The sequence below is a fragment of the Streptococcus sp. 3705 genome (genome assembly GCF_013277145.1).
In the GTDB taxonomy this organism is placed as follows: domain Bacteria; phylum Bacillota; class Bacilli; order Lactobacillales; family Streptococcaceae; genus Streptococcus.
On the sequence record NZ_VMMJ01000032.1, the window covers coordinates 1 to 13,329 of the forward strand.

At 40.7% G+C, this 13,329-nt stretch carries 14 protein-coding genes and 1 pseudogene; 12 read left to right on the forward strand and 3 right to left on the reverse strand.

Going from position 1 to position 13,329, the window contains the following annotated elements; translation table 11 throughout:
* Nucleotides 1–103 precede the first annotated feature (103 nt).
* From HT714_RS08345 to deoD, 3 genes and pseudogenes are all read left to right on the forward strand, one after another.
* Nucleotides 104–337: pseudogene (locus HT714_RS08345) on the forward strand (purine-nucleoside phosphorylase); the annotation flags it as partial.
* Nucleotides 331–1,614 carry a chloride channel protein gene (locus tag HT714_RS08350; RefSeq protein ID WP_173226611.1) on the forward strand — a complete coding sequence of 428 codons (1,284 nt, stop codon included), beginning with the start codon at nucleotides 331–333 and terminating at the stop codon, nucleotides 1,612–1,614. The pseudogene HT714_RS08345 and the gene HT714_RS08350, both read left to right, overlap by 7 nt.
* A 557-nt stretch (nucleotides 1,615–2,171) precedes the next feature.
* The gene (deoD, locus tag HT714_RS08355) at nucleotides 2,172–2,882 is read left to right on the forward strand and encodes a purine-nucleoside phosphorylase (RefSeq protein WP_173226609.1); all 711 of its coding nucleotides are present in this window, start codon (nucleotides 2,172–2,174) and stop codon (nucleotides 2,880–2,882) included.
* Nucleotides 2,883–2,973: 91 nt separating this feature from the next.
* Here deoD and HT714_RS08360 read toward each other — a convergent pair whose 3' ends face one another.
* The 3 genes from HT714_RS08360 to coaA form a co-directional block, all read right to left on the reverse strand.
* Nucleotides 2,974–3,486: a DNA topology modulation protein gene (locus tag HT714_RS08360; protein WP_173226607.1), complete on the reverse strand. Its 513-nt coding sequence runs from the start codon at nucleotides 3,484–3,486 to the stop codon at nucleotides 2,974–2,976.
* Between the two features lie 52 nt (nucleotides 3,487–3,538).
* Nucleotides 3,539–3,775, reverse strand: coding sequence for a 30S ribosomal protein S20 (gene rpsT / locus HT714_RS08365; RefSeq protein WP_001274000.1), 237 nt, complete (start codon nucleotides 3,773–3,775; stop codon nucleotides 3,539–3,541).
* Nucleotides 3,776–3,842: 67 nt separating this feature from the next.
* Nucleotides 3,843–4,763, reverse strand: coding sequence for a type I pantothenate kinase (gene coaA / locus HT714_RS08370; RefSeq protein ID WP_173226605.1), 921 nt, complete (start codon nucleotides 4,761–4,763; stop codon nucleotides 3,843–3,845).
* Between the two features lie 199 nt (nucleotides 4,764–4,962).
* On the opposite strand from coaA, the gene HT714_RS08375 reads away from it, so the two are divergent.
* From HT714_RS08375 to HT714_RS08415, 9 genes are all read left to right on the forward strand, one after another.
* Complete coding sequence (locus tag HT714_RS08375) at nucleotides 4,963–5,367, forward strand: hypothetical protein (RefSeq protein ID WP_173226604.1); 405 nt, start codon at nucleotides 4,963–4,965, stop codon at nucleotides 5,365–5,367.
* Nucleotides 5,368–5,572: 205 nt separating this feature from the next.
* On the forward strand, nucleotides 5,573–6,163 hold the full coding sequence (locus HT714_RS08380; protein ID WP_311518518.1) for a class I SAM-dependent methyltransferase: 591 nt from the start codon (nucleotides 5,573–5,575) through the stop codon (nucleotides 6,161–6,163).
* Nucleotides 6,160–7,437 carry a pyrimidine-nucleoside phosphorylase gene (locus HT714_RS08385; protein ID WP_173226602.1) on the forward strand — a complete coding sequence of 426 codons (1,278 nt, stop codon included), beginning with the start codon at nucleotides 6,160–6,162 and terminating at the stop codon, nucleotides 7,435–7,437. Before HT714_RS08380 ends, HT714_RS08385 begins: the two co-directional genes overlap by 4 nt.
* A gap of 19 nt (nucleotides 7,438–7,456) precedes the next feature.
* A complete protein-coding gene (deoC, locus tag HT714_RS08390) occupies nucleotides 7,457–8,119 on the forward strand; it encodes a deoxyribose-phosphate aldolase (RefSeq protein ID WP_173226600.1) in 663 nt (220 codons plus the stop codon).
* Nucleotides 8,106–8,495, forward strand: a complete 390-nt coding sequence (locus HT714_RS08395; protein WP_000246089.1) for a cytidine deaminase — start codon at nucleotides 8,106–8,108, stop codon at nucleotides 8,493–8,495. The genes deoC and HT714_RS08395 overlap by 14 nt, the downstream gene beginning before the upstream one ends.
* An 89-nt stretch (nucleotides 8,496–8,584) precedes the next feature.
* Nucleotides 8,585–9,637: a BMP family protein gene (locus tag HT714_RS08400; RefSeq protein ID WP_173226598.1), complete on the forward strand. Its 1,053-nt coding sequence runs from the start codon at nucleotides 8,585–8,587 to the stop codon at nucleotides 9,635–9,637.
* Between the two features lie 143 nt (nucleotides 9,638–9,780).
* Nucleotides 9,781–11,316 (forward strand): ABC transporter ATP-binding protein, encoded by a 1,536-nt coding sequence (locus HT714_RS08405; RefSeq protein WP_173226596.1) that lies wholly within the window; start codon nucleotides 9,781–9,783, stop codon nucleotides 11,314–11,316.
* On the forward strand, nucleotides 11,309–12,367 hold the full coding sequence (locus HT714_RS08410) for an ABC transporter permease (RefSeq protein WP_173226594.1): 1,059 nt from the start codon (nucleotides 11,309–11,311) through the stop codon (nucleotides 12,365–12,367). The genes HT714_RS08405 and HT714_RS08410 overlap by 8 nt, the downstream gene beginning before the upstream one ends.
* Before the next feature lie 2 nt (nucleotides 12,368–12,369).
* Nucleotides 12,370–13,326 (forward strand): ABC transporter permease, encoded by a 957-nt coding sequence (locus tag HT714_RS08415; protein WP_055387421.1) that lies wholly within the window; start codon nucleotides 12,370–12,372, stop codon nucleotides 13,324–13,326.
* Nucleotides 13,327–13,329: the final 3 nt, after the last annotated feature.

The window sequence follows — 13,329 nt, forward strand, 5'->3', positions numbered from 1 at the left end:
GTAACATATATACGGCAAGGCGACGTTGACGTGGTTTGAAGAGATTTTCGAAGAGTATAAACAGAAAGGTAGAGCACGTGTTCTAATTTGAACACGAGTAGCAATTCGTACCTATAAGATGCTTGGAACAGATGTGGTCGGAATGTCAACTGCTCCTGAAGTTATTGTTGTAGCCTACTCAGCTTTGAAACTTCTAGGAATTTTATGTATTACTAACTATACTACTGGTTTCAAAGAAGAGATTAACTACGAAGAGGTTATAGAAGTGACTGAGTGTGTTAAAGGTGATTTTAAAGGCTTACTTAAAGCCGTTTTTGCTGAATTATTACTATGTTAAAAGAATTGAGGAGTATTTTTCAGAAAATCCCTTATAATCTTAAATTATTCCTAGCAGTCATTTTGCAAGGAATAGTTTCAGCTTTATCTGGTATTTTTCTACATTATCTTTTAAAGATGATAGAGGGGATAGCTTTTGGTCAATCAGAGCATCAAACTGTATTCTTGACAGATGGAGTTTCCTCGTCGCGGATAGGATTAAGTTTAATAATCGTGGGTGTCAGCTCATCCTTGGTCTGGTATTACTTGCAAAAAAAATCACAGATTTTTTCCATTAAAGCGCAGATGAAGGATGAGACTTCACAATACAAACTTCATTTTTTAAAACAGCTATTTCATTCAATTTGGCAAATTATTGCAGTTGGAGGGGGAGCACCTATTGGTAAAGAAGCTGCACCACGAGAGATTGGAACTCTATTTGCAGGACCAATTGGAAAAATATGTTCTCTCTCTAAGAAGGATCAAATCTTTCTCCTTGCTTGTGGTGCTGGTGCTGGTTTAGCAGCTGTCTACCAGGTTCCATTAACAAGTGTCTTCTTTGTTTTTGAAACTCTAGGAATTGCTCTATCTATTAAACGAGTTGTCTTAGTCGGTTTGACTACCTATGTCTCAACCTATACAGCAGGCTTGGTTATTTCAGATCAGGCTCTCTACCAGATTCCAGCCATCGCATGGTCATTAAAGGAAATGTGGATTATTCCCTTATTACTTTTTTTCTTAACCCCACTAGCTTGGCTTTTTGGTCGCTTGAGTAAAGAAGTGTCTTCAAACAGGATAAAAGATAAACGAGTACTTCTCACATTGCCTACAGCTTTTCTTTTTCTTGCTGGGTTGGCAAGTTATTTTCCACATCTACTTGGAAATGGACGTATGATGGCTCAGGAAGTATTGAATGGTAGCAATGGCAAAACAGTATTCCTCTTGTTTATCCTAAAAGCACTGGTCGTTCTTATTACTCTGTGGGCAGGGGCCTATGGTGGTACACTTACGCCATCTTTTGCCTTGGGGATGGCTGGAGCTGCTCTCTTTGGAATGATTCTAGGTGGGGATAGTCAGCCTAGCATTTTACTTTTGGGATCGGTTTGCTTTTTGTCTGTGACCTTGAGGGCCCCCTGGTCTGCAACTGGATTAGTAATAGGTTTCACTGGGCTAGGTTTGGATTCTCTTCTGTATCTCTTAGTAACAGCTGTTTTAGCCTATGAATTTGCAAAAATATTAGACCGTTTTTCTTGGGCTAACATACTGTGTCAGAAGTCAAATAATAAAGTAATTAGGTAGGAAATGCCCATTTCTTCTAGTCAATGATTTGATTTAAAATATTAAAAAAACTCTCAATTTATTTATAACTGTTTTAAATAAAAATGAAGTAGGCTTATCGGAGTCATGGTTGAATCCGATTTTTCCTAGCTATGAAATATAAAAATAAAAAAAGAAAGGTAGAGCGTGTGTTTTGATTAGAACACGAGCGGAAAACTTTTCTAAAAACTCAGAAGAGAAGAGAAGTTCGGGTTTGAATTGAAGCCAGACTAATCTTCTCAATATCATCAAAATTAAGAAAGAAAGGAATTGAACCCACCCTAAAAGCAGTGGGAAAAAGATAGTTGGTCTAGCGAGCATCGCTCACTGCACCCAACTCCTATTTTCCCTTTGCTTTTTGACGGGTTTGGTATCTTTCTGATTATAAATTTTAGAATAAAGAAAGGATGGGTTAACTGTATTCATTGAACTGAATACGGGCGGAGAACTGTGTAAAAAAGATAAACTTTCTAGCATCTGCGATGTGTCGTCAGTTTCCTATTTTTCCTTTGTTCTCCGTCGCCCTTTATATCTTAATTATGTCTATCCATATTGCTGCTCAGCAGGGTGAAATTGCTGATAAAATTCTTCTTCCTGGGGATCCTCTTCGTGCTAAGTTTATTGCGGAAAATTTCCTTGAAGATGCTGTTTGTTTTAACGAAGTGCGTAACATGTTTGGTTACACTGGTGCTTACAAGGGCCACCGTGTATCTGTCATGGGAACTGGGATGGGGATGCCATCCATTTCGATTTATGCGCGTGAGTTGATTGTGGACTACGGTGTGAAGAAATTGATTCGTGTGGGAACTGCAGGTTCTTTGAATGAAGATGTTCACGTCCGTGAATTAGTTTTGGCGCAGGCAGCTGCAACCAACTCTAACATCATCCGCAATGACTGGCCACAGTACGATTTCCCACAAATCGCTAGCTTTGATTTGCTGGACAAGGCCTACCATATCGCCAAAGAACTCGGTATGACTACCCACGTTGGGAACGTTTTGTCTTCTGATGTCTTTTATTCAAACTACTTTGAAAAGAACATCGAACTTGGTAAATGGGGAGTCAAGGCTGTGGAAATGGAAGCAGCAGCCCTTTACTATCTGGCAGCCCAACACCATGTTGACGCGCTTGCTATCATGACTATTTCGGATAGTTTGGTCAATCCAGATGAAGACACGACTGCGGAAGAACGTCAAAATACCTTCACCGATATGATGAAGGTTGGCCTAGAAACCTTAATTGCTGAATAAAAGGGAACACAAAAGGAAGATTTTCTGAATGAAAATCTTCCTTTTTTAGTCATTCACTACATACTGACCTTAATGAATGTTACTCTATTGTCTATTTTTTAAGAGATTGCAAGAAATAATCAATTTCTGCTTGAGAATGGAGAATATGCATCTTTTCAGGGTAGGTATCACTTAATTTTTGGTATCTTTCCTTAGCATTATTTGTCCGCCCATCCCAGAGAATCCATCTGATAAACTCCCAATTAAATTGTTCTTGACAACCAGCTGCCATACTTTCTCTTACTTTTCCCCGGTATTTAAGATAACGTTTAAAGGCTCGTAGCAGACAATTCCAGCGAGAAAAATTGAGAAAGATGATTTGATCTGCTTCCAGCATTCTTTCTTCGTAATAGCACCAAGAATAATTGCCATCAATAACCCAAGCTTTATGCTTGGTGAGAAAATTTTTCATCTCGGTCAACATCCATTCGCGATCACTGTCTTGCCAATCAGGTTGAAATTGGAGTGTGTCCATGTGAAGTTTTGGGATGGAGTAGCAGTGAGACAACTTTTCGGCTAGAGTTGACTTACCAGCACCAGAATATCCGATAATTGCGATTTTCATTTTCTACCTTTTCCTATTTGAGGACAAAAAAACAGCCTCTATGGACTGTTTCTTATTTAGCAAGTTTAGCTGAAAGACGAGCTTTATCACGGCTTGCTTTGTTTTTGTGAATCAAACCTTTAGTTTCTGCTTTATCGATAGCTGAGCTAGCAGCACGGAAAAGTTCTTCAGATGGGTTTGCTTCGAAAGCTTTGATAGCAGTACGCATAGCTGATTTTTGAGCTGAGTTCTTTTCGTTTTGTTTAACGTTCAATTCAGCGCGTTTGATAGCTGATTTAATGTTTGCCAATGTTCTTACCTCCATATTTACTAACTATACCATTATATCTGAAAACTTACGTTTTGACAAGGGAAAATTATTTTTTTAAGTAAATTTCATCGATTTCATGGTTCTTTGTTTTATGAAGAATCACTTCCGCTCGATTTCTTGTCGGTTCAATATAATTTTGTAGATTTATGAGATTGATACTGGTCCAGACCTGATGGGCAAAGGATTCCACTTCCCCAATCGGCATTTGTGTAAAACGATAATAGTAGCTATCAGGGTCGTTTTGGGCTAGGCTCAGCATCTTCAAGAAACGGTCTAGATACCAACTCTCAATGTCATCGACTGCAGCATCAACATAGATGGAAAAGTCAAAGAAGTCAGTAATGTAGAGACGCTCGTTTTGTGGATTTTGAAAGACATTTATTCCCTCAACAATGACAAAATCAGCAGCTTTGACGCTCTGCTTTTCCTCAGGTACGATGTCGTAGACTTCATGAGAATAGACAGGAATATCTACATCTTGTCCATTTTTGATGTGATCCAGGAAGTTGAGAAGAGCTTCCATATCATAGCTTTCAGGAAATCCCTTGCGATTTAAAATCCCTTGTTCAATCAAGGTCTGGTTGGGATAGAGAAAGCCATCGGTTGTTACCAACTCAACCGTAGCATCTGTAAGTGTACGGGACAGTAGGATTTGAAGTAGGCGACTGGTTGTGGATTTTCCAACGGCGACACTCCCAGAAACCCCAATGATAAAAGGCTGGGATTTGCTTTCACGTTGAAGGAAAATCCCTTTTGAAAAGGCCAAATCATCCTTGGTACGCTTGTAAATCTGGATGAGATGGGCTAGGGGGAGATAGACATCGGTAACATCCTGCAAGCTAATCTGGTCATTAAAACTCTTGATGGATTCTAATTCCTCTTCTGTCAAAGGAGGTGTTGTCTTTCGATGTAACGATTGCCAAGTCTGGCGGCTGATTTTTTCAAAATGTAAAAATTCGTTGGTCATTTGTTTTCCCCTAGATATTTTGTTTATCATACCATAAAAAGCTAAAAAAATAAAGCGGTTTCTTGATGATAGTAAACCAATATCGTATAATAGAAGTAGATAGGGTTGACCAATTTATTGATGAGGTAGGAGCTACTTTCTCCTGACTTATAAGCCAATAAAGGGGGCTTTGGGATTCACAATTTATAGGAGGTGTACTATGAAAATCTTAAAAAGTTATATACTGGAACTCTGTTTTATTTTAAGTTTTGCACTACCTTTTATAAAAGGGGCGAATGCGGATAATGGTAGACGCTTTGTGGAAATCTATTACGGTTTTACTTTTTTGATGGAACATGCTATTGTAACAGCTATCTTTATCTGTTCGCTCTTGATTGCTTGCCTACTAAAAAAACGGTGGACGAAATGGCTTGCTGCTGGTAGTTATCTATTTTTGATTTTGTGGATTGCTACAGAGGGTTATTTCTTCCGTATGTCGCTAGAAGATTTGGTACGGCTTTGGACAAGTTGGGAAATCCTGACAAAAACGTATCAGTTGGGCTTTTATCTAAACATCTTGTTGGGAATTTTGTTGATAATTAAATATCTGAAGGTTAAGCAATAGTCATAAAAATGAGCCTAATTATAAATGATAAATTTGTTGTTTTATCCTGATTATGATATTTCTAGTTCTAAATGGCTTATTATTTATAAGTGTTTAAAGAGATTGAAGAAAAGGTCTTCTTGACTAGTTTTCTTCAGTCTTTTTCGTTTTATGATCAATTTGTAAACGATTTACAATTTAAGTCAAATTATGGTAAAATAGTTTCATGAGTAAAATGTATTATGCAGAAAATCCTGACGCTGCTCACGACATTCATGAGTTGAGAGTGGACTTGTTGGGAGAAAAAATGACCTTTTTGACAGATGCGGGTGTTTTTAGCAAGAAAATGGTTGACTTTGGAAGTCAACTCTTGCTCAAGTGTCTTGAGGTCAACCAAGGAGAAACTGTCCTGGATGTAGGCTGTGGTTACGGACCTTTGGGCTTGTCTTTAGCTAAGGCTTATGGCGTTCAGTCTACCATGGTCGATATTAATAATCGTGCCTTGGATTTGGCGCGACAAAATGCTGAACGAAATAAAGTAGAAGCGACGATTTTCCAGTCCAACATCTATGAACAAGTTGAAGGCACATTTGACCATGTCATTTCAAATCCTCCTATCCGTGCGGGCAAGCAAGTAGTTCATGAAATCATTGAGAAAAGTAAAGATTTCTTGGAAACTGGTGGGGATTTAACAATTGTTATCCAGAAAAAACAAGGGGCTCCAAGCGCCAAGTCAAAGATGGAGGAAGTGTTTGGCAATTGTGAAATCGTCAAAAAAGATAAGGGATACTATATCCTTAGAAGTGTGAAAGAATGAGAGCAGTTGATTTAATCCAAAAGAAACGAGATGGTCAAGAGCTGACTTCGAGTGAAATTGAGTGGTTAGTTGAAGGCTATGTGTTAGGAACTGTCCCTGATTATCAGATGTCTGCCTTTGCTATGGCAGTTTATTTCAAAGGAATGACGACTCGAGAAATATCTGATTTGACCATGAAAATGGTTCAGACAGGTCAAGAGTTTGATTTATCAGCTATTGATGGGGTTAAGGTTGACAAGCATTCTACGGGTGGTGTTGGTGATAAGGTGACCTTGATTTTGGCTCCTCTTGTTGCAAGCTTTGGTGTTCCTGTGGCAAAAATGAGTGGTCGTGGTCTCGGCCATACTGGCGGAACAATTGATAAATTGGAGTCCGTTAAGGGCTATCAAGTAGAGCGTAGTCAAGAAGATTTTATTCGTCAGGTTCAGGATATTGGTGTATCTGTCATTGGGCAATCAGACCAGCTTGTCAAAGCAGATAAGCTTCTCTACGCCCTCCGTGATGTGACCGCAACTGTCGACACGATTCCTTTGATTGCGAGTTCGGTGATGAGCAAGAAAATCGCGGCAGGAGCGGATGCTATTTTGCTAGACGTAACTGTCGGTGAGGGTGCCTTCATGAAGACGGTTGATGAGGCGCGTGAACTGGCTCAAACCATGGTGGAACTAGGTAAGGCAGTTGGTAGAAAAACGGTAGCAGTGATTACCGATATGAGTCAGCCCTTGGGACGAGCGATTGGAAATCGTCTAGAAATTCTTGAAGCACTGGAGATTTTACAAGGTCAAGGACGTCAGGATATTACCCATTTTATATGCGAACTGGCTCAAATTATGCTTGGCCTTGCAAATGTTAACAAGACAGTTGAAGAAGTTCACCAACATCTTGAAAATGGTCAAGCACTGGCTAAGTTTGAGGAGATGGTCCAAGCCCAAGGTGGAGACTTGGAAGACCTCTATCGTCCTGTAAATGTAGCCCATGTGGTGGACATCCCTGCTCAGGAAACGGGTGTCATTTCAGCTCTTCCAGCTATGGAACTTGGACTTTATGCTATGAGACTGGGGGCAGGTCGTGCAGTCAAGTTTGATGCCTTGGACTATGAAACAGGAATTGTTTTTGAAAAGAAAGTTGGAGATTCCGTTCAAAAGGGAGAAATTGTTGCAAAAGTATACACAAATGGAAAAATTTCTCCTCAGCTAGTTACAGATTTTCAAAAATATGTTAGAATAAATGATAGTGTGCAAAGTTTACGAGAAATCATAGAAATAATCTCATAAACTGCAGGAGAATCCGAATATGAAATTAAATAAATATATCGATCATACACTTTTGAAACAAGAAGCGACAGAAAATCAAATTGATTGTTTGTTGTCTGAAGCTAGAGAGTATGATTTTGCCAGTGTTTGCGTTAATCCGACCTGGGTTGAACATGCTAAAAAAGGGCTTGAAGGCACAGATGTCAAGGTCTGCACAGTAGTAGGTTTCCCCTTGGGAGCAACAACTTCAGCTGTGAAAGCATTTGAAACAAAAGAAGCTATCCAAAATGGTGCAGATGAGATTGATATGGTGATCAATGTTGGAGCTCTCAAAACAAGTAATCTTGATTTGGTTGAGTCGGATATTCGAGCAGTAGTAGAAGCAAGTGGTGACAAGTTAGTGAAAGTCATTATTGAAGCTTGCCTTCTGACAGACCAAGAAAAAGTTGTGGCTTGCCAATTAGCTCAAAAAGCTGGAGCTGATTTTGTTAAAACATCTACTGGCTTTTCAACTGGTGGTGCTACGGTAGCAGATGTTCAATTAATGCGTGAAACAGTTGGTCCTGATATGGGTGTCAAGGCTGCTGGTGGAGCTCGTTCTTATGCAGATGCTCTTGCATTTGTGGAAGCAGGGGCGACCCGTATCGGAACGTCAGCTGGGGTAGCCATTTTAAAAGGAGAATTGGCTGATGGCGACTACTGAGTTGATTGAACTGGCAATTGAAACCAGCAAACATGCCTACGTCCCCTATTCTCACTTTCCTATCGGAGCAGTTTTAGTAGCCAAAGACGGAAGTGTTTACACGGGAGTGAATATCGAAAATGCTAGCTATCCTTTGACCAATTGCGGTGAGAGAACAGCCATTTTTAAGGCTGTATCTGAAGGGCAAAGAGAATTTTCAGAGCTGATTGTTTATGGTCAAACTGAAAAACCGATTTCACCATGTGGTGCTTGTCGCCAAGTAATGGTCGAATTTTTTGAACAAGATCTAAAAGTGACCTTAGTCGCAAAAGATAAATCGACGGTCGAGATGACGGTCGGGGAATTACTTCCATATTCTTTTACAGACTTAAACTAGTCTGAGTCGCTCTTTGAGTGGCACGGTCCTTGTGACCAATCAATCCATACTTGCAACATCGTTGCACATCTTATTTAGGAGGTTCAGTAATGAACAAGAAACAATGGCTAGGCCTTGGTCTAGTTGCAGTGGCAGCAGTTGGACTTGCTGCATGTGGTAACCGCTCTTCTCGTAACGCAGCTTCATCTTCTGATGTGAAGACAAAAGCAGCAATCGTCACTGATACTGGTGGTGTTGATGACAAATCATTCAACCAATCAGCTTGGGAAGGTTTGCAAGACTGGGGTAAAGAACATAATCTTTCAAAAGATAACGGTTTCACTTACTTCCAATCAACAAGTGAAGCTGACTACGCTAACAACTTGCAACAAGCGGCAGGAAGTTACAACCTAATCTTCGGTGTTGGTTTTGCCCTTCACAATGCGGTTGAAGAAGCAGCAAAAGACCACTCTGATTTGAACTATGTCTTGATTGATGATGTGATTAAAGATCAAAAGAATGTTGCTAGCGTAACGTTTGCTGATAACGAAGCTGCTTACCTTGCGGGTGTTGCAGCGGCAAAAACAACTAAAACAAAACAAGTTGGTTTTGTAGGTGGTATTGAGTCTGAAGTTATCTCACGTTTTGCAGCTGGATTTAAAGCTGGTGTTGAGTCAGTAGACCCATCTATCAAAGTACAAGTTGACTATGCTGGTTCATTTGGTGATGCTGCTAAAGGTAAAACAATTGCAGCAGCACAATACGCAGCTGGTGCAGACGTTGTTTATCAAGCAGCAGGTGGAACAGGTGCTGGTGTCTTTGCAGAAGCAAAATCACTCAATGAAAGCCGTTCTGAAAGTGAAAAAGTTTGGGTTATCGGTGTTGACCGCGACCAAGTAGCAGAAGGTAAGTACACTTCTAAAGATGGTAAAGAATCAAACTTCGTTCTTGTATCTACTTTGAAACAAGTTGGTACAACTGTAAAAGATATTGCTAACAAAGCAGAAAAAGGTGAATTCCCTGGCGGTCAAGTGATCGTTTACTCATTGAAAGATAAAGGGGTTGACTTGGCAGTAACAAACCTTTCAGAAGAAGGTAAAAAAGCTGTTGAAGATGCTAAAGCTAAAATCCTTGATGGAAGCGTAAAAGTTCCTGAAAAATAATGGATGGAAGTCATTTCTTAGGAAGTGGCCAAGGGCCGCTTTTTTAAGAGTTGAGACAAAGTCATTTTGTCTCAGTAAAGCTTGCTACTAGAGAAACTAGCAAGTTTTATTGAAATAAAATAAGACTCTGAAAGGAAGAGCACATGGCACACGAAAATGTCATTGAGATGCGTGATATTACCAAGGTGTTTGGTGAATTTGTTGCCAACGACAAAATCAACCTGCACCTACGAAAAGGTGAAATTCATGCACTTTTAGGAGAAAATGGGGCTGGAAAGTCCACGCTCATGAACATGTTAGCAGGGCTTCTTGAACCAACCAGTGGTGAAATTGTGGTCAACGGTCAAGTTGTCAACCTCGACTCACCCTCTAAAGCAGCTAGCTTGGGAATCGGAATGGTTCACCAGCACTTTATGTTGGTAGAAGCCTTCACAGTGGCTGAAAACATCATTTTAGGTAGTGAATTGACTAAAAATGGTGTGCTAGATATCGCTGGAGCTAGCAAAGAAATCAAGGCTCTTTCTGAACGTTATGGCTTAGCTGTTGACCCTTCTGCCAAGGTAGCAGATATCTCAGTTGGAGCCCAACAACGTGTAGAAATTTTAAAAACCCTTTATCGGGGGGCTGATATCCTTATCTTTGACGAACCAACGGCCGTTTTGACTCCATCAGAAATTGATGAGTTGATGGCTATTATGAAAAATCTTGTCAAAGAAGGGAAATCAATTATCTTGATTACCCACAAGTTGGACGAGATTCGCGCAGTTTCTGACCGCGTTACAGTTATCCGTCGTGGGAAATCAATTGAAACCGTCGAAATTGCAGGAGCTACAAATGCTGATTTAGCAGAAATGATGGTGGGTCGTTCTGTTTCCTTTAAAACAGAGAAACAAGCCTCTCAACCAAAAGAAGTGGTCTTGTCTATTAAAGACTTGGTGGTCAATGAAAACCGCGGTGTCCCAGCTGTTAAAAATCTGTCCTTGGATGTTCGTGCTGGAGAGATTGTCGGTATTGCGGGGATTGATGGAAATGGTCAGTCTGAATTGATTCAAGCCATTACAGGTCTTCGTAAGGTTGAATCTGGTAGCATCGAGCTAAAAGGAGATTCAATTGTAGGTTTACACCCACGTCAGATTACAGAGTTGAGTGTTGGGCACGTTCCAGAAGACCGTCACCGTGATGGTTTGATTTTGGAAATGATGATTTCTGAAAATATTGCCCTTCAAACCTACTATAAAGAACCACATAGTAAAAATGGAATTTTGAGCTATTCAAATATTACTTCTTATGCTAAAAAGCTAATGGAAGAGTTTGATGTTCGTGCTGCCAGTGAATTTGTTCCTGCAGCAGCACTCTCAGGAGGAAATCAACAAAAAGCAATTATTGCTCGTGAAATTGATCGTGATCCTGATCTCCTTATCGTCAGCCAGCCAACTCGTGGGTTGGATGTCGGTGCCATTGAGTATATCCATAAACGCTTGATTGAAGAGCGTGATAATGGCAAGGCTGTCCTTGTTGTCAGCTTTGAATTGGATGAGATTTTAAACGTCTCAGACAGTATTGCCGTTATCCACGATGGTAAGATTCAAGGTATTGTATCACCAGAAACAACCAATAAACAAGAACTTGGTGTCTTGATGGCTGGTGGAAACTTGGGAAAGGAGAAGAGTGATGTCTAAAAAATTACAACAAATTTCGGTTCCCTTGATTTCTGTCTTCCTAGGAATTTTGCTCGGAGCCATTGTCATGTGGATCTTCGGTTATGATGCTATTTGGGGCTACGAAGAATTGTTTTATACAGCCTTTGGTAGTCTACGTGGGATTGGGGAGATCTTCCGTGCTATGGGGCCTCTAATCTTGATTGGTCTTGGTTTTGCCGTTGCCAGTCGTGCTGGTTTCTTTAACGTTGGACTTCCTGGTCAGGCTTTGGCAGGTTGGATTCTCAGTGGTTGGTTTGCCTTGTCACATCCAGATATGCCACGTCCTTTGATGATTCTAGCAACTATCGTGATTGCCTTGATTGCTGGAGGGATTGTCGGAGCGATTCCGGGTATTCTTAGAGCTTATCTAGGGACGTCAGAGGTTATCGTAACCATCATGATGAACTATATCGTCTTGTATGTAGGAAATGCCTTTATCCATGCCTTTCCTAAAGACTTCATGCAAAGTACAGATTCAACCATTCGTGTTGGGGCTAATGCAACCTATCAGACACCTTGGTTGTCTGAGTTGACTGGTAATTCGCGGATGAATATTGGTATTTTCTTTGCCATCATTGCCGTTGCAGTTATTTGGTTCATGCTCAAGAAAACAACTCTTGGTTTTGAAATCCGTGCTGTTGGTCTTAATTCACATGCTTCAGAATATGCTGGTATTTCTGCAAAAAGAACGATTATCCTCTCAATGATTATCTCAGGTGCCTTGGCTGGTCTTGGTGGAGCTGTTGAAGGTCTGGGAACCTTCCAGAACGTTTATGTTCAGGGGGCGTCATTAGCTGTCGGATTTAACGGAATGGCGGTTAGTCTGCTTGCGGCCAACTCACCAATTGGTATTCTATTTGCAGCCTTCTTATTTGGTGTTCTCCAAGTTGGAGCTCCTGGTATGAATGCGGCGCAGGTACCGTCTGAGCTTGTCAGCATTGTAACAGCGTCTATTATCTTCTTTGTCAGTGTTCATTACCTTATTGAACGCTTTGTCAAACCGAAAAAACAAGTTAAAGGAGGTAAGTAAAGATGTCTATTACAACCTTGCTCACCCTCTTGGTGTCTTCTATGCTGATTTACTCAGCGCCCCTCATCTTTACAAGTATCGGTGGTGTTTTCTCTGAACGTGGTGGTGTGGTAAACGTCGGTCTTGAAGGAATTATGGTTATGGGTGCCTTTTCTGGAGTTGTCTTTAACCTTGAATTTGCAGAACAATTTGGAGCAGCAACTCCATGGCTATCCTTGCTTGTAGCAGGATTGGTTGGAGGCCTCTTCTCTATCATCCACGCAGCAGCGACGGTTCATTTCCGTGCAGACCATGTTGTCAGCGGTACGGTATTGAACTTGATGGCGCCAGCCTTGGCTGTTTTCTTGGTGAAAGTTCTTTATAACAAAGGACAAACCGACAACTTAAGTCAAACTTTTGGACGCTTTGACTTCCCAGTCTTGGCAAATATCCCAGTGATTGGTGATATCTTCTTCAAGTCAACTAGTCTTCTTGGTTACTTGGCGATTGCCTTCTCTTTCCTTGCTTGGTTTATCCTCTTCAAGACTCGATTTGGTCTTCGTCTCCGCTCTGTCGGTGAACATCCTCAAGCAGCTGATACCTTGGGAATCAATGTCTACAAGATGAGATATTTTGGAGTCATTATTTCCGGTTTCCTAGGTGGAATTGGCGGAGCGATTTATGCTCAATCCATCTCAGTTAACTTCTCAGTGACAACTATTGTTGGACCTGGATTTATCGCTCTTGCTGCGATGATTTTTGGGAAATGGAATCCAATCGGAGCCATGCTATCTAGTCTCTTCTTTGGACTTTCACAAAGTTTGGCTGTTATCGGATCTCAATTGCCATTCCTACAAGGAGTGCCTGCGGTTTATCTTCAAATCGCACCTTATGTTTTGACAATTCTTGTCTTGGCAGCCTTCTTTGGAAAAGCAGTTGCACCAAAAGCAGATGGTATCAACTATATCAAATCAAAATAAGCA

Coding starts and splice junctions, on each gene's coding strand:
- HT714_RS08415 (WP_055387421.1), top strand. CDS start 12,370: ATGTCTATTACAACCTTGCTCACCCTCTTGGTGTCTTCTATGCTGATT.
- HT714_RS08385 (WP_173226602.1), top strand. CDS start 6,160: ATGAGAGCAGTTGATTTAATCCAAAAGAAACGAGATGGTCAAGAGCTG.
- coaA (WP_173226605.1), bottom strand. CDS start 4,763: ATGACCAACGAATTTTTACATTTTGAAAAAATCAGCCGCCAGACTTGG.
- HT714_RS08375 (WP_173226604.1), top strand. CDS start 4,963: ATGAAAATCTTAAAAAGTTATATACTGGAACTCTGTTTTATTTTAAGT.
- HT714_RS08350 (WP_173226611.1), top strand. CDS start 331: ATGTTAAAAGAATTGAGGAGTATTTTTCAGAAAATCCCTTATAATCTT.
- deoC (WP_173226600.1), top strand. CDS start 7,457: ATGAAATTAAATAAATATATCGATCATACACTTTTGAAACAAGAAGCG.
- HT714_RS08395 (WP_000246089.1), top strand. CDS start 8,106: ATGGCGACTACTGAGTTGATTGAACTGGCAATTGAAACCAGCAAACAT.
- HT714_RS08360 (WP_173226607.1), bottom strand. CDS start 3,486: ATGAAAATCGCAATTATCGGATATTCTGGTGCTGGTAAGTCAACTCTA.
- HT714_RS08405 (WP_173226596.1), top strand. CDS start 9,781: ATGGCACACGAAAATGTCATTGAGATGCGTGATATTACCAAGGTGTTT.
- HT714_RS08410 (WP_173226594.1), top strand. CDS start 11,309: ATGTCTAAAAAATTACAACAAATTTCGGTTCCCTTGATTTCTGTCTTC.
- HT714_RS08400 (WP_173226598.1), top strand. CDS start 8,585: ATGAACAAGAAACAATGGCTAGGCCTTGGTCTAGTTGCAGTGGCAGCA.
- deoD (WP_173226609.1), top strand. CDS start 2,172: ATGTCTATCCATATTGCTGCTCAGCAGGGTGAAATTGCTGATAAAATT.
- HT714_RS08380 (WP_311518518.1), top strand. CDS start 5,573: ATGAGTAAAATGTATTATGCAGAAAATCCTGACGCTGCTCACGACATT.